General features: G+C 71.0%; 20 protein-coding genes. 15 read left to right on the forward strand and 5 right to left on the reverse strand.

Going from position 1 to position 18,186, the window contains the following annotated elements; translation table 11 throughout:
• Positions 1–100 precede the first annotated feature (100 nt).
• The 6 genes from OG329_RS22620 to OG329_RS22645 all read left to right on the forward strand — a co-directional run bounded on the left by OG329_RS22620 (position 101) and on the right by OG329_RS22645 (position 4,869).
• A complete protein-coding gene (locus OG329_RS22620) occupies positions 101–892 on the forward strand; it encodes a hypothetical protein (protein WP_405797597.1) in 792 nt (263 codons plus the stop codon).
• On the forward strand, positions 889–1,671 hold the full coding sequence (locus OG329_RS22625) for a hypothetical protein (protein ID WP_405797599.1): 783 nt from the start codon (positions 889–891) through the stop codon (positions 1,669–1,671). Before OG329_RS22620 ends, OG329_RS22625 begins: the two co-directional genes overlap by 4 nt.
• Positions 1,668–2,552, forward strand: a complete 885-nt coding sequence (locus OG329_RS22630; RefSeq protein ID WP_405797600.1) for a hypothetical protein — start codon at positions 1,668–1,670, stop codon at positions 2,550–2,552. The genes OG329_RS22625 and OG329_RS22630 overlap by 4 nt, the downstream gene beginning before the upstream one ends.
• 256 nt (positions 2,553–2,808) lie before the next feature.
• Positions 2,809–3,381, forward strand: a complete 573-nt coding sequence (locus tag OG329_RS22635) for an FABP family protein (RefSeq protein WP_405797602.1) — start codon at positions 2,809–2,811, stop codon at positions 3,379–3,381.
• A 39-nt stretch (positions 3,382–3,420) separates the two neighbouring features.
• Positions 3,421–3,858 carry a Fur family transcriptional regulator gene (locus OG329_RS22640; protein ID WP_405797603.1) on the forward strand — a complete coding sequence of 146 codons (438 nt, stop codon included), beginning with the start codon at positions 3,421–3,423 and terminating at the stop codon, positions 3,856–3,858.
• Positions 3,859–3,888: 30 nt separating this feature from the next.
• Complete coding sequence (locus OG329_RS22645; RefSeq protein WP_405797605.1) at positions 3,889–4,869, forward strand: YgfZ/GcvT domain-containing protein; 981 nt, start codon at positions 3,889–3,891, stop codon at positions 4,867–4,869.
• A 19-nt stretch (positions 4,870–4,888) separates the two neighbouring features.
• Here OG329_RS22645 and dtd read toward each other — a convergent pair whose 3' ends face one another.
• Positions 4,889–5,326, reverse strand: a complete 438-nt coding sequence (gene dtd, locus OG329_RS22650) for a D-aminoacyl-tRNA deacylase (RefSeq protein ID WP_405797606.1) — start codon at positions 5,324–5,326, stop codon at positions 4,889–4,891.
• A 123-nt stretch (positions 5,327–5,449) separates the two neighbouring features.
• Between dtd and OG329_RS22655 the strand changes: the two genes are divergently transcribed.
• From OG329_RS22655 to OG329_RS22665, 3 genes are all read left to right on the forward strand, one after another.
• Positions 5,450–6,049, forward strand: a complete 600-nt coding sequence (locus tag OG329_RS22655) for an ABC transporter substrate-binding protein (protein ID WP_405797608.1) — start codon at positions 5,450–5,452, stop codon at positions 6,047–6,049.
• Between the two features lie 46 nt (positions 6,050–6,095).
• Positions 6,096–7,061, forward strand: coding sequence for an asparaginase (locus tag OG329_RS22660; RefSeq protein ID WP_405797609.1), 966 nt, complete (start codon positions 6,096–6,098; stop codon positions 7,059–7,061).
• Between the two features lie 99 nt (positions 7,062–7,160).
• A complete protein-coding gene (locus OG329_RS22665; protein WP_405797610.1) occupies positions 7,161–8,405 on the forward strand; it encodes a GNAT family N-acetyltransferase in 1,245 nt (414 codons plus the stop codon).
• 16 nt (positions 8,406–8,421) lie between these two features.
• Here OG329_RS22665 and OG329_RS22670 read toward each other — a convergent pair whose 3' ends face one another.
• A complete protein-coding gene (locus OG329_RS22670) occupies positions 8,422–8,613 on the reverse strand; it encodes a hypothetical protein (RefSeq protein ID WP_405797612.1) in 192 nt (63 codons plus the stop codon).
• Between the two features lie 209 nt (positions 8,614–8,822).
• On the opposite strand from OG329_RS22670, the gene OG329_RS22675 reads away from it, so the two are divergent.
• The 3 genes from OG329_RS22675 (at position 8,823) to OG329_RS22685 (ending at position 11,860) form a co-directional block, all read left to right on the forward strand.
• Positions 8,823–9,758 (forward strand): GntR family transcriptional regulator, encoded by a 936-nt coding sequence (locus OG329_RS22675; protein WP_405797613.1) that lies wholly within the window; start codon positions 8,823–8,825, stop codon positions 9,756–9,758.
• 2 nt (positions 9,759–9,760) lie between these two features.
• Positions 9,761–10,555, forward strand: a complete 795-nt coding sequence (locus OG329_RS22680) for an HAD family hydrolase (protein WP_405797614.1) — start codon at positions 9,761–9,763, stop codon at positions 10,553–10,555.
• A gap of 195 nt (positions 10,556–10,750) precedes the next feature.
• Positions 10,751–11,860, forward strand: coding sequence for a phosphotransferase (locus tag OG329_RS22685; protein WP_405797615.1), 1,110 nt, complete (start codon positions 10,751–10,753; stop codon positions 11,858–11,860).
• Here the strand turns inward: OG329_RS22685 and OG329_RS22690 are convergent.
• Both OG329_RS22690 and OG329_RS22695 read right to left on the reverse strand, forming a co-directional pair.
• Positions 11,841–12,632, reverse strand: coding sequence for an ABC transporter permease (locus tag OG329_RS22690; RefSeq protein WP_405797616.1), 792 nt, complete (start codon positions 12,630–12,632; stop codon positions 11,841–11,843). The genes OG329_RS22685 and OG329_RS22690 overlap by 20 nt on opposite strands.
• Complete coding sequence (locus OG329_RS22695) at positions 12,625–13,593, reverse strand: ATP-binding cassette domain-containing protein (protein WP_405797617.1); 969 nt, start codon at positions 13,591–13,593, stop codon at positions 12,625–12,627. Before OG329_RS22695 ends, OG329_RS22690 begins: the two co-directional genes overlap by 8 nt.
• 138 nt (positions 13,594–13,731) lie before the next feature.
• On the opposite strand from OG329_RS22695, the gene OG329_RS22700 reads away from it, so the two are divergent.
• Genes OG329_RS22700 through OG329_RS22710 form a run of 3 tightly spaced genes read left to right on the forward strand, consistent with a single transcriptional unit; the run spans position 13,732 to position 16,643 of the window.
• Positions 13,732–14,550, forward strand: coding sequence for a TetR/AcrR family transcriptional regulator (locus OG329_RS22700; protein WP_405797619.1), 819 nt, complete (start codon positions 13,732–13,734; stop codon positions 14,548–14,550).
• Positions 14,547–16,085: a carboxylesterase/lipase family protein gene (locus tag OG329_RS22705; protein ID WP_405797620.1), complete on the forward strand. Its 1,539-nt coding sequence runs from the start codon at positions 14,547–14,549 to the stop codon at positions 16,083–16,085. The genes OG329_RS22700 and OG329_RS22705 overlap by 4 nt, the downstream gene beginning before the upstream one ends.
• 24 nt (positions 16,086–16,109) lie before the next feature.
• Positions 16,110–16,643, forward strand: coding sequence for a GNAT family N-acetyltransferase (locus tag OG329_RS22710; protein WP_405797621.1), 534 nt, complete (start codon positions 16,110–16,112; stop codon positions 16,641–16,643).
• On the opposite strand, the gene OG329_RS22715 is transcribed toward OG329_RS22710, so the two are convergent.
• Positions 16,624–18,114 (reverse strand): MFS transporter, encoded by a 1,491-nt coding sequence (locus OG329_RS22715; protein ID WP_405797623.1) that lies wholly within the window; start codon positions 18,112–18,114, stop codon positions 16,624–16,626. The genes OG329_RS22710 and OG329_RS22715 overlap by 20 nt on opposite strands.
• Positions 18,115–18,186: the final 72 nt, after the last annotated feature.

The raw sequence follows: 18,186 nt of genomic DNA on the forward strand, positions 1-18,186 counted from the left end.
CCGAACTGTAATGCGCGCCTGTACAACCCCGTTGGCGCGTGGCGGGTCTGTTGGATGCGCGGATAACGGAATCCGCGCCTCAGTCCTGTGGGGGGACCTCTTGGAATCGCCCGAAACCGTGCCGGATCAGGGATCGAGCCCTGATCCGTACGGCACCCCGAGACCGCGCCCGAGACCGCGCCGGGGGCGGCGCACCGTCGCACTGATCGCGGGGGCCGCTGTCCTCGGCGTACTCGCCGGAGCCGTCACCGGCTACGCGGTGCAGTACCAGCGCGAGCCCACACCGCTGCCACCGCTGGCCCAGTCCGAGGTGCCTACGCCGGAACTCGTCCCGGCGGACGGCAAGACCACCGCGCGGTCGCTGTCGGCGAACCGGTGGGCGCCGAGCGACGGCGATCTGCGCGAGCTGCTGGTGAAGAAGCCGAAGGGCGCGAAGACCGAACAGAAGGCCGACTGGGTCGGCTTCTCCGACTTCGCGGCCGGGTTCGAGCGGCCCGGCGATATGTTCGAAGACATGGTGCGGACCGAATACCGGCGTGCCGCGAGCGTCGGCTGGTCGGAGCGGGGCCAGATCTATGTGACGGTCACGATCGTCCAGTTCCGTGACGAGCAGAGCCTGGAGGCGTCCGCGTTCGCGGCGGGGCATCAGCGGTACATGGTTGGCGAGAAGTGGGCGGGCAACAAGGGCTCCGCCATCCCCGGCAGTACGAGCGGCCGGACGTGGGTGTTCGACGAGCCCGACCGGCAGCCCGGTTACAACCCGTACTACCAGGCGCGCGCCGTCGCCTTCCGGGGGGACATCGCGATGGACATCCGTTACGACAACAACGCGGGCCCGGTCCCGAAGAAGGACTTCGAAGCCCTCGCCAAGCGGCAGTTGGAGCTTCTGTGACCGATCAGGACATTGATCAGGACATCATCGGCTCCACCGCCCCGCGCCGCCGCCTGCCCAGGAGCGTGGTCGTCGGGGTCCTCGCCGTGCTCGCGCTCGCCGTCGCCGCCGGCGGCGGGATCTGGGCCGTTGGCAAGGTCGGCGACGCCGACCGCACCGCCCCCACCCGCGCCTGGCCGCCGTCCAGGTCGAACGAGGTGCCCGAGGCGAGCCCCGCCGACACGGAGGTCCTCGTGCCCGGCGGTATCGGCGCCAAGTTGCTGCCGGTGGACGACGGTTACGAGCCGGACGGCTATCTGCTGGGCCCGGACATCGCGTCGCTCGGCAACGACAACACGCTGGACGCCGCGCGCACCGCCGAGCACGCCAAGGACGCCGTACGCGGTCTCGACGCCGGGCAGCGGGACCGTTTCGCCAAGGCCCTGAGGAAGCTGAGGTTCACGGGCGGGGCGCAGCGCAGCTACAGCAACTCGGACAGCCTGTCCGTCGTGGAGATGCACCTCGCGCAGGTCGAGGAGGCCGGGTCGGAGCGCGCGCTCTCCCGGTTCCGGTCGGACGTCAAGCCTGTACTCGACGGTCTGCGCAAGGGCCCGTCGGCCGGCTGTTTTCTGCTGCCGGACGGCGAGGCGGAGCTCAACGCCATGCTGTGCAGTTGGCACACGCACGACGTTCTGGTCACGGCGTACGCCTACGGCGCTTCGAAACTGGACTCCAAGGAAATCGATCGCATGTTCGAAGAACAGCTTGGCCGTCTGGCGGACTCCGGGGAGTCCACATGAGCGACCGGACCACCACCACCGCCGCCTCCACCTCCACCGCCATCTCGCCCGTCGAAGAGGTCATCACCCCGGCGGACCCGGGCACGGCACCCGCACCGCCCCCCGCCCCCCGCCGCCGTAGCGCCGCGCTGTTCGCCGCCCTGCGCTGGACCGCCGCCGCGGTCGTCTTCGGCGTGCTCGGCACCACCGTCGCGTACACCGTGATCGACCGCGACCGCACCGACGTCCCCACCCTCGCCACCAAGGACGACGGCCGCTGGACGTACCCGCCGCTCGCCAAGCCGACCCTGCCCGCGGGCGCGGTCGGCCCGTTCGGCCGGGGCAACTCCGGCCAGATCCACTACGCCGACCTGGAGCGACTGCTGCTGCCCGCCCCCGAGGGAAGCCGCCCGGACCCGACACTGGCCGGCAAGAACAGCCGGGTGCCGGTCAGCCGCTTCCTCCAGGAGTACGACAAGGGCACCCGCGCCAAGATGGCCGCCGATTTCACGGACAACGGTCTGCGCCATATCGCGGCGCGCGGTTGGACCATGAGCGACGACGGCACGTCCACCCGTGTCTACCTGCTGCGTTTCCACTCCACGGCGACCGCGCTGTATTTCTTCGGCACCCATCTGAAGGGCGCCACGGACGCGCCGCAGAAGGTGACGGGGGTCGAGAAGCTGTCGTCGGCCGACGAGGCGTTCTCGCGCAGCGGCGGGGTGTACGGAACGCTGACGTACGCGTACGACGAGGCCGCGCCGCGCGGCCCGGTGCATGTCAGGCACGCGTACATCACCGCCGGTGACACGCTCGCGCTGGTCGTCCAGTCCCGCGAGGGCGGCGCCCCGCGCGTCCCCTTCCGGCAGACGGTGATCCTCCAGAACCAGTTGCTCGGCTGAGGGCCGGGCACACCTCGCAGTGAAGGGCCGGTCCCCACCCATTACGCTGGGGACCGGCCCTTTACCGCCCTCACGCTCTTAAGAGGAGCACCCTGTGCTTGAGAATGTCTTCACCGCCCTGCTCGCCTTGATCGCGGTGGCGATCCTGGCGTTCACCGTGCTCGTCGTGAAGAAGCTCTACCAGGGCCAGAACTGACCGGGCCCGGCCGTCCGGTCCCGTACCCACTCGAATCCCTACAGATCGCCTGAGCTGCCCATGATCGAGATCCCGTCCGACCTGAACCCGGGCCTTGTCCCGCTCGCCTTCCTCCTCGGTGACTGGGAGGGCGTGGGCGTCTTCGACTTCCCCGGTGAGGAGAAGGCCAACTTCGGCCAGGAAGTCTCGTTCAGCCACGACGGCCGGGACTTCATCGAGTACTCCTCCCACACCTGGGCGCTGGACTCCGACGGCGAGAAGATCCGCCCCATCGAGTCCGAGTCCGGCTTCTGGCGCATCGACGCCGACCGCAAGGTCGAGGTCGTCATGGTGCGTGACCAGGGCATCGTGGAGATCTGGTACGGGGAGCTGGCCGACCAGAAGCCGCAGATCGACCTCGTCACGGACGCGGTCGCGCGTACAGCGTCTGCTGGCCCCTACAGCGGCGGCAAGCGCCTCTACGGCTATGTGAACAGCGACCTGATGTGGGTCGGCGAGAAGTCGACCCCCGAGGTCTCGCTGCGCGCGTACATGTCGGCGCATCTGAAGAAGGTCGTCTCGCCGGAGCAGGTCGCGGCCTGGGCCAAGGACCTGGGCGACCTGCCGGACGACGGCATCGCGTTCTTCAAGTAACCACGTGGGCGCTCGTCGAGCGCTGCCTACACTGGGTGCGTGGTGAGCACCGACTGGAAGAGTGACCTGAGGCAGCGCGGCTACCGCCTGACCCCGCAGCGCCAGCTTGTCCTCGAAGCCGTCGACACCCTGGAGCACGCGACGCCGGACGACATCCTGTGCGAGGTGCGCAGGACCGCGTCCGGCGTCAACATCTCCACCGTCTACCGGACGCTGGAGCTGCTGGAGGAGCTGGGCCTGGTCTCGCACGCGCATCTGGGCCACGGTGCGCCGACGTACCACCTGGCGGACCGGCACCACCACATCCATCTGGTCTGCCGGGAGTGTACGAACGTCATCGAGGCGGACGTCGCGGTCGCCGCCGACTTCACCGACAAGCTGCGCGAGACGTTCGGCTTCACGACCGACATGAAGCACTTCGCGATCTTCGGTACCTGCCGCGACTGCACCGCGCGCGCGGCGGGCGGTGATTCCTAGGCTGGCCGGCCGGGTCGTACGCTTGTCGGTATGCAGCGACAGTCAACGACCAACCCGCTCCTCTCCCTGCCCGGTGCCGTGGCCGCCGAAGGACAGGACGAAGGTGTTGCCGCGCACTACGGCGATCTGTTCCGCGAACAACGGGCGCTCGCCGAAGGCAAGGGCCTGGTGGACCTCTCGCACCACGGAGTCGTCACCGTCACCGGGGACGACCGGCTGAGCTGGCTCCATCTGCTGCTCACCCAGCACGTCAGCGCCCTGCCCGCCGGCGAGGCGACCGAGGCGCTGATCCTGTCCGCGAACGGCCACATCGAGCACGCGCTGTATCTCGTGGACGACGGCGAGACGGTGTGGGCGCATGTCGAGCCGGGCACGCGCGAGGCGCTGATCGGCTACCTGGAGTCGATGAAGTTCTTCTACCGCGTCGAGGTCGCCGACCGTACGGACGACTTCGCCGTGGTCCACGTCCCCGCCGGGTCCATCGCCGAGGCACCGGAAGGGGCCGTCGTACGGGAGACCCCGTACGGCCGCGACATCTTCCTGCCGCGCGCCGACCTGGAGTCGTACGCCCGTGAGAACGGCCCGCCGGCCGGGATCCTCGCGTACGAGGCCCTGCGCGTCGAGGGCCACCGGCCGCGCCTGGGCTTCGAGACCGACCACCGGACCATCCCGCACGAGCTGGGCTGGATCGGCGGCGCCGTCCATCTGGAGAAGGGCTGCTACCGGGGCCAGGAGACGGTGGCGCGCGTCCACAACCTGGGGAAGCCGCCGCGCAGGCTGGTCTTCCTGCATCTGGACGGCAGCGAGGTGCTGCTCCCGGGGCACGGCACGCCCGTACGGCTGGCCGCCGACGGCGAGGAGGGCCGCCAGCTCGGCTTCGTCACGACGTCGGCGCGCCACCACGAGCTGGGGCCGATCGCGCTGGCTCTGGTCAAGCGCAATGTGCCGCTGGACGCGCCGCTGATGGCGGGGAACACGGCGGCGTCGCAGGAAGTGGTCGTCGAAGCCTGAGCCACCGGGCGTGGTGAGGTCACATCTCCAACTGCACCGTGAACGGGCCGTGGTTCGTGAGTGAGACACGCATGTCCGCTCCGAACCGGCCCGTCGCCACGGTCGCTCCCAGTTCCCGCAGCCGCGCCACCACCTCGGCCACGAGCGGTTCGGCCACCTCGCCCGGCGCCGCGGCGTTCCAGGTGGGGCGGCGGCCCTTGCGGGCGTCCCCATACAGGGTGAACTGTGAAATCACCAGCAGCGGGGCGGCTGCCTCCGAACAGGACCGCTCGCCCGCCAGGATCCGAAGCGTCCAGAGTTTGCGGGCCAGTTGGGCCGCCTTCTCCTCCGTGTCCCCGTGGGCCACTCCCACCAGCACACACAGCCCCTCGCCCACGATCTCGCCGACCGTCTCGGTCCCCGAATCCGTCACCACGGCGACGCTCGCACCGTCCACCCGCTGCACCACTGCTCGCATACGGGCCAACCTATCCGGGCGTCGTCCCTCAGCCGTCCAGGGCCGAACGGGTGCAGGCACCTGCAATTGCACGTGCGGGAGTGGCACGATGCACGCACGCGCAGCGAGGGGAAGTAAGCACGCATGAGCACATCTGGTGCCGGGCAGTCGCCCGGTCCTGTACCGATCACCGGCAGTACGGCGGCCAGCAGGGGTGCCGGCGCGAGTGCCGGTGCGGCGACCGTCCGGCCCCCCGCGCAGCGGGCACCGGGCGGTGAGAACGCCCTGCGGCTGCCGGAGTTGCGCGCACTGCGCCGGGACGCGACGCGTGACGAGGCCGACCTGAGCTATCTGCGCCGCCTCCTCCAGGGCCGTATCGACATCCTGCGGGCCGAGCTGGCGCGCCGGGCGGCGCCCGAGACACCGGTCGTGGACCGGCTCTCCGAGATCCTGGCGGACACTCCTTCGCTCCACCGGTCCTCCGCCCGGCATGTGACTCTTTCCACACCACGCGGCGAGGAGTTCCGGCTGCTGGCCGCCGAGGCGCTGGCCGAGGTGGAGCTGTCCGACCTCGCGGCCCGTACGGACGAGGAGTTGCGCGCCGCGATGGGCCGGCTGGTCCGCCATGAGCAGCAGGTTTCGCGGCGTCGGCACCATCTCCAGCGGACGGCGGACGATTGCAGTGCGGAGATCGCCCGCAGGTACCGTGAAGGCGAAGCACAAGTAGACGACCTGCTCACCTGACGCCGTGGCTGCCTTCCGGAGCGGTCCCCGCCCGGAAGGCCCGTTGATGACCACTCGCAGGACGACGACCACCACGTCCCCGGTTCTCGCGGAGATCGTGCGGTCCGGCTTCGTGGAGGGCAGGCACCGGGGCTCGCTGGTGCTGCTCGCGGCCGACGGCAGCGTGGAGTTCGCGCTCGGCGACCCGGACGTGCCGGTCTTCCCGCGCTCCAGCAACAAGCCCCTCCAGGCCGCCGCCGTGCTGCGCGCCGGGGCCGAACTGTCCGGTGAACGCCTCGCGTTGGCCGCCGCGAGCCATTCCGGCGAGGACTTTCACCTCACTCTCGTGCAGCGCATGCTCGCCGAGTCCGGGCTGACGGCGGACGATCTGCTGAATCCGGCCGATCTGCCGCTGGACCCGGTCGAGGCCGAGGCGTATCTGGCGGCGGGGCGGATCCGGGACCGGGTCACCATGAACTGCTCCGGCAAGCACACCGCGATGCTGGCGGCCTGCGTCCACAACGACTGGCCGCTGGACACCTATCTGGAGCCGTCCCATCCGTTGCAGCGGCTCGTCGCGACGGTGGTCGAGGAGACGTCGGGGGAGCGGATCGCGGCGGTCGGTACGGACGGCTGCGGCGCCCCGCTGATGGCCGTCGGGCTCACCGGACTCGCCCGCGCCTTCCGCCACTTCGTCCTCGCCGAGCCGGGCTCGGCCGAGCGCCGGGTGGCGGACGCGATGCGCGCCCATCCGGAGTATGTGGCCGGTACGCGCAGGGCCGACACGTGGCTGATGCGCGAGGTGCCGGGGGCGCTGTCGAAGATGGGCGCGGAGGCGGTCCAGGCGGTGGCGCTGGCGGACGGGCGCGCGCTGGCGTTCAAGGTGGACGACGGGGGCCTGCGGGCCCTGGGGCCGGTGCTGGCACGGGCGTTGGGGCTGCTGGGGGTCGAGGGGCCGGTGCTGAAGCGGATCGGCCGGGCGCCGCTGATGGGCGGCGAGGCGGAGGTGGGCGAGGTGCGGGCGGTGTTCTGACCGCGCGTCCCGTTCGTCGGTGGGTCGGTGGGTCGGTGGGTCGGTGGGTCGGTGGAAACCCGCAGGACATTCCGGCCCGTCTGTGTTTAGCGTACGAGCATGGCCATCGACGTCCGAATGATCAGCGAATCCGAATTCCCCGACTGGCTCCGTGCCCTGACCACCGGCTTTCTCCGCGTACCCACGGTGAGCGAGGAGGAGGTGGCGATCCGTAGCGAGTACATGGACGTGCGCCGTACGCGCGGCGCGTTCGACGAGGGCCGCTGCGTCGCCACGTACCGCACCTTCCCGCAGGAGCTGACCGCCGTGGGCGGTGCGAGGCTGCCGTCCAACGCGGTCTCCAACGTCACGGTCTCGGCCACGCACCGCCGCCGGGGGCTGCTCAGCCGGATGATCAACGACGATCTGGCTGAGGCGAAGGAGCGCGGCGACGTCGTGTCCACGCTGATCGCGGCGGAGTATCCGATCTACGGGCGCTACGGCTTCGGCCCGGCCGCCTCGATCACCGAGTGGTCGATCGACGTACCGCGCGCCGGCCTTGACCCGCGCGCGTCCGGTCAGCCGGACGACGGCGGCCGGGTCGATCTGATCGACGGCGCGGAGGTACGGAAGCTGGGCCCCGACCTGCACGAGCGGCTGCGCTCGCTGCGGCACGGCGTGGTCGACCGCGACGAGCGCTGGTGGCGGGTCCACACGGGCACGGCCGCCTCGCACGAACCATGGACCGAGCCGTTCTACGCGCTGTACCGCTCGGCGTCGGGCGAGGTGGAGGGCCTGCTGACGTACAAGGCGGACGAGACCTGGGGCGACGCCAAGCAGCCGCTGAACACGGCGACGGTGCTCGACGCGATCGCCGTGACGACGGCGGCGGAGCGCGCGCTGTGGGGTTACGTCTGCTCGATCGACTGGATCACCACGGTCCGCACCGGCTACCGCGCCCCCGACGACCTGGTCCCCCTCTTCCTCCCGGACCCGCGCGCGGCCAGGATCGTCACGCAGGCGGACTTCCTGTGGGTGCGGATCCTCGACACCGTACGGGCGCTGGAGTCCCGTACGTACGCGGCCTCCGGCACCCTGGTCCTGGACATCCACGACCGCTCGTCCCTCGCCTCGGGCCGCTACCGGCTCGACACGAGCCCGGCGGGCACGACCTGTGCGCCGACCACGGAGTCGGCCGATCTGGCGCTGGACGTGCGGGAGTTGGGCGCGCTGTACCTGGGGGACGAGTCGGCGGTGCGGCTGGCGGCGCTGGGCACGGTGAGGGAGGAGACGGCGGGGGCGGCGGCCCGTACGGACGCGCTGTTCCGCACGTCACGACGGCCCTGGTGCCCGGACATCTTCTGAGCCGGGGGCGCGGTGGTCAGCCGGTGCCCGGTTGCATGAGGAGCAGGGCGAGCACCACGGCGCCGATGCCGGCGCAGGTGGGGTTCTTGGCCTTGATCCCGATGCTCAGCAGCACGAGTGCGATGACGCCCATGGCACCGAAGTGCCAGGCGACCAACTGCTCGAAGCCGAGGGCGAAGGTGGCGAGGACGAGGGCGATCACGGGCATGGCGGTTTCTCCTTCGGGCGGACTGCCGGGGAAGTAAGCCGATCAACTCCCTTACAACTTTATGTAGTTGACTGTGTTGTTCATGCCCGCTGACAACTGCCCTGCAAACTTGTGTAGTTGTATGTATTTTAGCCAGTCATGGTCGGACGAGCCTGGTGAGTTGTCGGATCCATCTACACGCAACTGTGGCGTGGTTGTACGGTTGCGGGGTGGTGCATCGAGAGTCAGGTCACGAAGAGTCCCGGTACCGGTACGCGACGATCGCGGATGATCTGCGTGCCGCGATCAACCGAGGCGACTTCCGGGCGACCGGGCGGCTGCCTACCAACGAGGAGTTGGTCGAGCGCTTCGGGGCGTCCAGGTCGACCATCCGCGAGGCGCTCGAAGTGCTGCGCGAGGAGCGGCTGATCGAGTCCCGGCGCGGCAGCGGCACGTTCGTGGCGCCCGGACTGCCCGGCGGCGCGGCGCCCGCGGAGGCGGCGGGCGAGGCGATCGCCTCGGAGAGCGTGCCCGCGGTGATGCTGGGGCCGTCCCTCAACAAGGCGTTCGAGGCGAGCGAGGTGACGCTCGACGTCTACTCGATGACCACGGAGGTGCTGGCGAACCGTATTTCGGACCAGGCCCAGCGCATCCAGGAGGGCGGCACGACGCCCCCGGCGCGTATCGCGGCCCGCCTGATGCTGCCCGACACCCGCGCCCGGTTGGACGTGCCGAGGAACGTCGACGATCCCGACGACCCGCGCCCGGTCCAGCGGCTCCAGGGGATACTTTTCCGCAGCGTGTCCCAGATCCGGCAGGCCCTGTTCGACCTCCAGGCCAAAGGGCTTGTCTCCGAGGTAACGGTCGAGGTCAGGGTCGTGTCCTGGATTCCCGACTTCAAGTTGTACATCTTGAACGGGAATCTGGCCCTCCAGGGGCTCTACGAGATCACGGAGCACGACGTCATGTGGGAGAAGACCGGCGAGGTGATGACGATCAAGGACGCGATCGGTCTGGGATCGGCCTCACTGCTCCATCCGTACCGCGCGGGCGCCGACTCCCCGCCCGACTCCGACTCCGCCTCCAGCCGGCTCGGTTTCGTGGGGCGGGCGCAGAAGTTCTTCGACTCGCGCTGGGAGCACCTGGCGGCAGAGGCGGAATTCTGATCGTGAGCACCCTCCCAGCTTCACCGCTCCCGCCCGTCCCGCCGCTTCCGCCGGTCCCACCAACCCCGCTGACCTCGTCCGTCTCCCGGCACGACGCCCTCAAGCGGGTGCTGAGCGGGGCCGGCTGCGTCGTGCTGGATCTGGACGGGCCCGTCGTACGGTTCTTCGCCCGGCCTGATGGGTCGCCGGAGAGCGTCGCCCCCGCCATCGCCGCCGACCTGCACGACATCGCGCGCGTGAACGGCACCGTCCTGCCCGAGCTGGCGGGGGTCCAGGACCCCCACCGGATCCTGACGGAGCACGACCGGCACCCCGGCACCGGTACGTGGCGCAGGGTCGCCCTGGAGATGCGCGACGCGCTCGACGCCGCGGAGTGGAAGGCGGCGGAACACGGCACGGAGACCGACGGCGCCACCGACTTCATCCGGGCCTGGCGGGGACTGGGACGGCATCTGTCCGTCGCCTCCAACAACCACCCGGTGGCGGTCGCCCGCGTCCTGGAGCGCCTGGGCGTGCTCGACTGCTTCGACGGCCCGGTCATCGGCCGCGATCCGGACACCCGGCTGATGAAGCCGCATCCGCACGCGCTGCGACTGGCCATGGTGCCGGCGGCCGGCGGCCCCGAGCGGCACGTCATGATCGGCGACTCGCGGACGGATCTCACCACGGCCCGCGCGGTGGGCATGCCGTTCATCGGCTACCACCGCAGGCCGGGGGGACGGGAATCGCTGGCCGGCGCGGGCGCTCCCGTGGTGCTGGAGTCGATGCGCGAGCTGCTGGCCGCGCTCCCCGGATAGGGGCGGCCGGTCGAGTGCGCCGTCCCCTCCTCGCGCACGGTGCTCCCGTTCGTATGTGCCCTCCCGATCGGGCGCGGTTGCGGGCAAGATGGATGACAGAGGCGCCGCCTTCGTGCCCCTCCGACCCGACGGACGGAGCGACGTGACCCACCCGACCATCGCTGACCTGGCCGACCCCGTATGACAGTTGACGCGGTGTCCGACGCACGTCGGCGCGCGGTCGGGTCGGGTGGCGCGGACCGCGGGAGCGTCAGGCCGCTCACGGGCTACCACCACGAGGCGTACGCCGTCCCGCTGCCGCGCGGCAGCGCGCTCGCCCGCCGCTACGACCGGGCCAATCTGCGCGTTCCGCGGCCGGGGGTGCTCTGGTTCGACCCGCGCTACTTCGCCTCGGAGGACCAGCTCCTGATGGCGCTGCGCGGCCGGATCGACCGGATTCCGGAAGTGCTGCGGATCGAGGGTTACGGGGTCCGGGTCCGGGGTTTCATCGAGGGCCGGACGCTGGGCTCCGGATGGCCGGGCGAGCGGCGGCTGTCCCCGCGCCACCTCGGCCAACTCGGGCAGTTCTTCCGCCAGTTGGTCTCCATCGATCCGCACGCCATGGACATCGGGCGAATACCGGCGGCCGAACGCCCGCCGGGCGACGGGGATTCGGCCGCCGCGCTCGGACGCCTCATCGACTTCACCGAACGGCGCGTCCACCGCAGGCACGAGCAGCGGTACGGTCCGCTCCTCGCGGCGCTCGGAGTCACCGGCACGGACGGCCTCGACCAACTGCGCGACCGGTCCCGGGCGTTGAGCCGGCGGCCGTCCGCCCTGCTCCACGGCGATCTGCACCGGCAGAATTTCGTCATCGACCTGGCCGGGGACCTGTGGATCATCGACTGGGAACTCGCCATGATCGGCGACCCGCTCTACGACCTCGCGACCCACCTGCATCTGATGCGGCACGGGGCGCGCGAGGCGGCCAGGACCACGGATGTGTGGCGTGACGCGGTGGAGCGGGCGCGGCCCGGCAGCTCGGCGGGCTGGCGGCGGGACCTGCCCGTACTGCTCGCGTACAAGCGGCTCCAGTCCGTCTACACCGACGTCATCCGCGCCGCGCGGTCGCTGGAGGACTCGCCGGACTCCCGGGACTCCCGCCAGGACGGGGCCGCGACGACCCGGCGGCGGCTGTCGCCGGTCGCGTGGCGGATCCAGCGGGTCCTGGACACGGCGCGGGAGCCGCTGGGGCTGGTGTCCGTACCGACGCGCGGACAGATCATGGCCGCGTACCGGCACTGGCTCATGCGGTCCGGCTCCTGAACAGCCGCCCCGACAGCCCCAGCGTCACCAGCAGAATCCCCGCGCACCAGGCCAGCGCCACCCATGGGTCCGAGCCCACCGGCTGGTCCAGGAGGAGGCCGCGCAGGGACTCGATCACCGGGGTGACCGGCTGGTTGTGGGCGAAGCCGTGGATCCAGCCCGGCATCGACTCGATCGGGGCGAACGTGCTGCTCGGGTAGGTCAGGAACATCATGAAGAACGCGAAAGACCCCGCCGCCTCCGGGGACTTGGTGAGCAGGCCCACCGCCGCCGCCAGCCAGGAGATCGCCACGATGAAGGCGAGCAGCAGACCCGCCGCCGCGAGGGCGCCGGGGAGGGTCGGGGTAGGGCGGAAGCCGATCAGCAGGGCCACGCCGAGGACCAGGACCGTGGAGACCACGTTGCGCACGGTGCTCGAGGCGACATGGCCGGCGAGGATCGACGTACCGCCGACGTCGAGCGAGCGCAGCCGGTCGACGATGCCGCCCTTCATGTCCTCGTTGACGCTCACCGCCGTGCCGGACGAGCCGAAACCGGCGCAGAGCAGCAGGACGCCGGGCACGACGTAGGAGACGTACGGGCCGCCCGTACCGGTCTGGATGGCGCCGCCGAAGAGATAGACGAAGATCAGCATCAGCATGACCGGCAGCATCAGCGAGACGAGGATCGCGTCGATGCTGCGGGCGCTCAGGCGCAGCGAACGCCCCGTCATGACAAGGGAGTTGTTGAGGGCCCGGCCGCCCTGGCGGGAGATCGTCGCCGCGTCAGACATGGGTCGGCTCCATCCGGGTGCTCTGTGTGGTCTCGTCGCCGGTCAGGGCCAGGAACACGTCGTCCAGCGTCGCGCTGTGCACGGTGAAGCTCACGATGTCGCGGCGTCGCGGATCGAGATGGTCCAGCAGCGCCCGTACGCGCGTCGCCGTGCCGTCCGTGGGCAGGCCGAGCGTGAGCGTGTCGGGTGAGCGCCGCACGGCGAGCGGCGCGATCCGTTCGTACGCCGCCGCGTCGGCGAGCACCAGATCGAGCCGGTGCCCGGAGACCCGGCTTTTCAGCTCCGCCGCCGTGCCCTCGCCGACCAGCCGGCCGCTGTCGAGTACGGCGATCCGGTCCGCCAACTGGTCGGCCTCCTCCAGGTATTGGGTGGTCAGGAGAACCGTCGAGCCGCCGGCCGACAGTTCGCGCACCACCCGCCACAGCTCCTGTCGGCTGCGCGGGTCGAGCCCGGTCGTCGGCTCGTCCAGGAAGATGACCTCCGGCTCGCCGACCAGCCCGGCGGCCAGATCGAGCCGTCGCCGCATGCCGCCCGAGTACGTGTGGGTGAGCCGCCGCCCGGCGGCGGTGAGGTCGAAGCGCTCCAGCAGTTCGGCTGCCCGGCGGCGGGCGTCCGCGCGCGACAGACCGCCGAGGCGCGCCATCATGCGCAGGTTCTCCTCGCCGGTCTGCTTCTCGTCCACCGAGGCGAACTGGCCGGTCAGGCTGACGGCGCGGCGCACCTGGCGCCGCTGGGTGCGGATGTCGTAACCCGCCACGCGGGCCGTGCCGTTGTCGGCGTCGGCGAGTGTGGCCAGGATCCGTACGGCGGTGGTCTTGCCCGCGCCGTTCGGGCCGAGCAGGGAGAAGACCGTGCCGCGCTCGACGGACAGGTCGATGCCGTCGAGCACCTTCACCCGCTCGTCGCCGCTCCCGTAGGACTTCTCCAGGCCGATGGCGCTGATCGCTCTCTGGGGGCTCATGGCCACCGCTCCTCCGTCGCGTGTCGTCGGTACGCTTATGCGTAACCCTTACGCTTGATGTGTAAGGGTTACGCATAACTAGGATGGCGTCAAGCGGGCGGGATCGGGATCACGAGCGGGGAAGGCGGCGGCGCGGACGTGACGCAGGACAACAGCGGCGACGACGACATCGGTACGGGGCTGCCGCCCAGCATCGAAGCCGCCTGGGGGCTGCGCGAGCGCCCCACGAAGGGGCGTAAACCCAGCCTGAGCCTGTCGCGGATCGTCGACGCGGCCGTCTCCCTCGCCTCGGCGGAGGGGCTGGCCGCCGTCTCGATGGGCCGCGTCGCCAAGAAGCTCGGGGTGTCGCCGATGTCGCTCTACCGGTACGTCGCGGCCAAGGACGAGCTGTACGTGCTGATGCAGGAGGCGATCATCGGCGACCCGCCCGCACCGCCCGCGCCGGGCACCGACTGGCGTACGGCGATGTCGGACTGGGCCTGGGCGATGCGCCGGGTCAGCTACGAGAACCTGTGGGCGCTGCGTATCCCGGTGTTCAGCCCGCCCGCCACACCCCGGATGGTGGCCTGGTGGGAGTCGGGGCTGGTCACGCTGGAGGGGACCCGGCTCGACTGGGGCGAGAAGCTGTCGGTGATGCTGATGGTGAACGGCTACGTACGGCACGAGGCGACACTGATGGCCGACCTGGCCGCCGCCGTGACGGCGAGCGGCCAGTCGGCGGAGCATGTGCTCGCCAAATACGGTCGCACGATGCGCAGGCTGGCCGACCCCGAGCGCTTCCCGACCGTGGCGGAGATGCTGGCGGCCGGTGTGCTGGAGGTACCGGACGAACCGGAGAGCCCCGACCACGAGTTCGCCTTCGGGCTCGAACGCATTCTGGACGGGGTCGATCTGCTGGTGCGCGAGCGCGGCGGGGACAGCGGTGTGGGCGGCGGACGCGGAGGTACGGCCGGATGACTGACTTCCCCACGGTGAACGGGCTTGTGCGGGGCCGCCGTTGGGCCTCCGATGTCGTCGCGGTGCTCGGCATCCCGTACGCCGCACCGCCGTTCGGCGCCGACCGGTTCAAGGCGCCCCGGCCCGCGCCCGCGTGGCGGGGCGTGCGGGAGTGCACCGGGTTCGGGCCGATCGTGCCGCAGTCGGCGGAGCTGCCGGGCGCGCCGTCCTGGTCGCCCGGCGACGAGGACGTGCTGAGTCTGAACGTCTGGACGGGGGGCTCGGGCGGCTCGGGCGGCGGCGTCGGGGGCGCACGGCCCGTACTCGTCTGGATCCACGGCGGCGCGTACACCTTCGGCTCCGCCGCCCAGCCGGACTTCGACGGTACGGCGCTCGCCCGCGCCGGACCGGTCGTCGTCACCCTCAACTACCGGCTCGGTTTCGAGGGCTTCGGCCACATCCCCGGCTCCGGCTCCGGATTCCCCGACAACCGTGGTCTGCTCGACCAGATCGCCGCCCTGGAGTGGGTACGCGACAACATCGCGGCCTTCGGCGGCGATCCCGGCAATGTCACCGTGGCCGGGCAGTCGGCCGGTGCGACGTCCGTCGCGTGTCTGACGGTGATGGAGCGGGCGCGCGGGCTGTTCCGGCGTGCGATCGCCCACAGCCTGGTCGGCCCGGTCTACTCGCGCCAACTCGCCGCCGACACCACGCGCCTGGTGGCGGAGGCCGCCGGAGTCCCGGCCACCGCCGAGGGGCTGACGGCGGCGTCCCCGTACGACCTGGTCGGCGCGAGCGACCGGGTCACGGCCCGCCTCCGCGACGACCCGGCGGCGGGGGCGCGCCACTACGATCCGGTGCTCTACGGCCCGGTCGCCGACGGGGACGTACTGCCCGCCGACCCTCTCGACGCCGATCCGGCGGACCGCGCCGACGTCGAACTGCTGGTCTGTCATACGACACAGGAGTACTGGCTGCTGGACGCGGTCGGCAGCAGCAAGAAGATCTCGACGGACAGTGAACTGGACGCGTTCGCAAGGGCCTTCGGGCTGCCCGACGATCTCGTGCCGGCGTACCGGGCGCTGCGACCGGACGCGCCGGTGCTCGACCTGTACCTCGCGATCTTCGGCGACATGTCCTTCGCCGAGTACAGCAGCCGCTTCGCCGACCGGCACGCGCGGGCGGGCCGCACGACGCATCTCTCGCGATTCGCCAGGAAGCGGGTCACGGAAGGCGGAGTCGTACTCCCATGGCACTGCGCCGACGTCCCCTTCGTCTTCGGCGTTCTGGACGTGCCCGAGCTGGCGTTCCTCATCGGCGGCCCGCCGACTGCCGAGGACCACGACCTGTCGCGCCGCATGGTGCGGGCGTGGGCGGACTTCGCCGCGACGGGGGAGCCGGGCTGGGGAACGGACACCGTACGGATCTGGGGCGGCGCGGAAGGCTCGGCGGATACGGACACGGACACGGACACGGATACGGACACGGATACGGACACGTACGACGGGTTCCGTGCCGCGTGGCGTACGGCCGACTACGCGGCCATCCACCCCTGACGGACGGCCTGACAGGATGAGCGCATGACCGAGATCCGCACGCCCCGCCTCCTCCTTCGCCGCTGGACCGACGACGACCTCGCCGCCATGGCCGAGATCAACTCGGACCCGCAGGTCATGCGCTGGATCGGCGACGGCTCGGTCCGCGACCTCGACGAGACGGCCGAGGACATCGAGCGCTGGGAGGAGGAGTGGGACGAGGAGGGCTTCGGGCTGTTCGCGATCGAACTGCTCGCCTCCGGCGAACTGATCGGCTTCGCCGGTCTCTCCGTACCGGAGTATCTGCCCGAGGTGCTGCCGGACGTGGAGATCAGTTGGCGGCTCGGCGCCCAGTTCTGGGGCCAGGGTTACGCCTCCGAGGCGGCCCAGGCCGTTCTGGAGTTCGCCCTTCAGGACCGGGGTCTGGAGCGTGTCGTCGCCGTGAACCGGATGGGCAACGACGAGTCCGAGAACGTGCTGCGCAAGCTCGACCTGGTCCTCGACCGCGAGACGAAGCACCCCGAGTACGGCTTCGCGCTGAACATCCACTCCATCGACCTCACCGAGTACGAGGCCTGAGCACCACGAACGCCACCACGAACGCGGTCACCAGCAGTCCGGCGCCGACGCCGAAGGCGAGCTGGTATCCGCCGGTCAGCGCCTCGGCCTCGCTCCCGCCGTCCGCGAGCACGCTCTCGGTCCGCGAGGCCGCCAGCGTCGACAGGACGGCGACGCCCAGCGCGCCCCCGATCTGCTGCGAGGTGTTGAACAGCCCCGACACCAGCCCCGCGTCCGCTTCCCCCGCGCCGGACATCCCCAGCGACGTCAGCGCCGGAAGCGCGAGCCCGAAACCGGCGGGGAGGAGCATCAGCGGCAGCAGATCGCTCGCGTAGTCCGCGTCGGCGGGCACCCGGCTCAGCAGCACGAGGAACGTGATCAGCAGCACGAGTCCGGCCAGCAGGACGTTGCGCTCGCCGAAGCGGGCGTTGAGCCGGGCGGAGACCCCCAGCGACACGACGCCGATGACGATCGCGGCCGGGAGCATCGCGAGACCGGTCTCGCCGGCGCCGTATCCGAGCACCCGCTGGAAGTGCAGCGCCAGGATGACCTGGAACGAGAACAGCGCGGCGACCATCAGCATCTGCACCGCATTCGCCCCGGTGACACTGCGCGAACGGAAGATCCGCAGCGGCATGAGCGGGGTCCGGGCGGTCGCCTGGCGGGCGACGAACGCGCCGATGAGGGCCAGGGCGAGGGCGCCGAGACCCAGGGTGTGGGCCGAGACCCAGCCGTACTGCTCGACCTTGACGACGGTGTAGATGCCCAGCATCAGCCCGGCCGTGATGAGCAGCGCGCCGATGGCGTCGGCGCGGGCGGCGAGGCCGCGGCCACTGCCCGCACCTGTGTCGCCGGGCAGGACACGGGCGGCGAGGGCGAGGGAGACGAGCCCGACGGGCAGATTGATGAAGAAGATCCAGTGCCAGCTCAGGGCATCGGTGAGCACCCCGCCCAGCACCTGGCCGATGGACGCGCCGGCGGCGCCGGTGAAGCTGAAGACGGCGATGGCCTTGGCCCGTTCCCCGGGCTCCGTGAACAGCGTGACGAGGATGCCGAGGCTGACCGCCGCCGCCATCGCGCTGCCGACGCCTTGCAGGAAGCGCGCCGCGATCAGTACGGCGGGCGAGGCCGCGGCACCCGCCAGGAGCGAGGCCGCGGTGAACACCCCGGTGCCCACGAGGAACACGCGCTTGCGGCCCAGGAGATCGCCGAGCCGCCCCGCGAGGAGGAGCAGGCTGCCGAAGGCGATCAGATAGGCGTTCACGACCCAGCTCAGACCGGCGGGGGAGAAGCCGAGGTCGTCCTGGACGGCGGGCATCGCGACGGTGACGATGGAGCCGTCGAGGACGATCATCAGCATGCCCGAGGCGAGCACGCCGAGGGCGAGCGCGCGGGTGCGGGAGGTCGGGGAGCTCGGGGAGCTCGGGGAGGTCGGGGGCGGGGTGGCGAGTGCGGTCTCCGCGCTCGTGTCTGCGTGTGAATCTGCGGACATGGGTCTCTCCTGTCGATGGATCGCCCCTGAAACGGGTCGACAGGAAGGACTCTAACGGATAGTTCCGTTGCA

This window comes from Streptomyces sp. NBC_01506, from assembly GCF_045040295.1.
Taxonomy (GTDB): Bacteria; Actinomycetota; Actinomycetes; order Streptomycetales; family Streptomycetaceae; genus Streptomyces.

Coding starts and splice junctions, on each gene's coding strand:
- OG329_RS22630 (WP_405797600.1), top strand. CDS start 1,668: ATGAGCGACCGGACCACCACCACCGCCGCCTCCACCTCCACCGCCATC.
- OG329_RS22635 (WP_405797602.1), top strand. CDS start 2,809: ATGATCGAGATCCCGTCCGACCTGAACCCGGGCCTTGTCCCGCTCGCC.
- OG329_RS22645 (WP_405797605.1), top strand. CDS start 3,889: ATGCAGCGACAGTCAACGACCAACCCGCTCCTCTCCCTGCCCGGTGCC.
- dtd (WP_405797606.1), bottom strand. CDS start 5,326: ATGCGAGCAGTGGTGCAGCGGGTGGACGGTGCGAGCGTCGCCGTGGTG.
- OG329_RS22655 (WP_405797608.1), top strand. CDS start 5,450: ATGAGCACATCTGGTGCCGGGCAGTCGCCCGGTCCTGTACCGATCACC.
- OG329_RS22660 (WP_405797609.1), top strand. CDS start 6,096: ATGACCACTCGCAGGACGACGACCACCACGTCCCCGGTTCTCGCGGAG.
- OG329_RS22665 (WP_405797610.1), top strand. CDS start 7,161: ATGGCCATCGACGTCCGAATGATCAGCGAATCCGAATTCCCCGACTGG.
- OG329_RS22670 (WP_405797612.1), bottom strand. CDS start 8,613: ATGCCCGTGATCGCCCTCGTCCTCGCCACCTTCGCCCTCGGCTTCGAG.
- OG329_RS22690 (WP_405797616.1), bottom strand. CDS start 12,632: ATGTCTGACGCGGCGACGATCTCCCGCCAGGGCGGCCGGGCCCTCAAC.
- OG329_RS22695 (WP_405797617.1), bottom strand. CDS start 13,593: ATGAGCCCCCAGAGAGCGATCAGCGCCATCGGCCTGGAGAAGTCCTAC.
- OG329_RS22705 (WP_405797620.1), top strand. CDS start 14,547: ATGACTGACTTCCCCACGGTGAACGGGCTTGTGCGGGGCCGCCGTTGG.
- OG329_RS22710 (WP_405797621.1), top strand. CDS start 16,110: ATGACCGAGATCCGCACGCCCCGCCTCCTCCTTCGCCGCTGGACCGAC.
- OG329_RS22715 (WP_405797623.1), bottom strand. CDS start 18,114: ATGTCCGCAGATTCACACGCAGACACGAGCGCGGAGACCGCACTCGCC.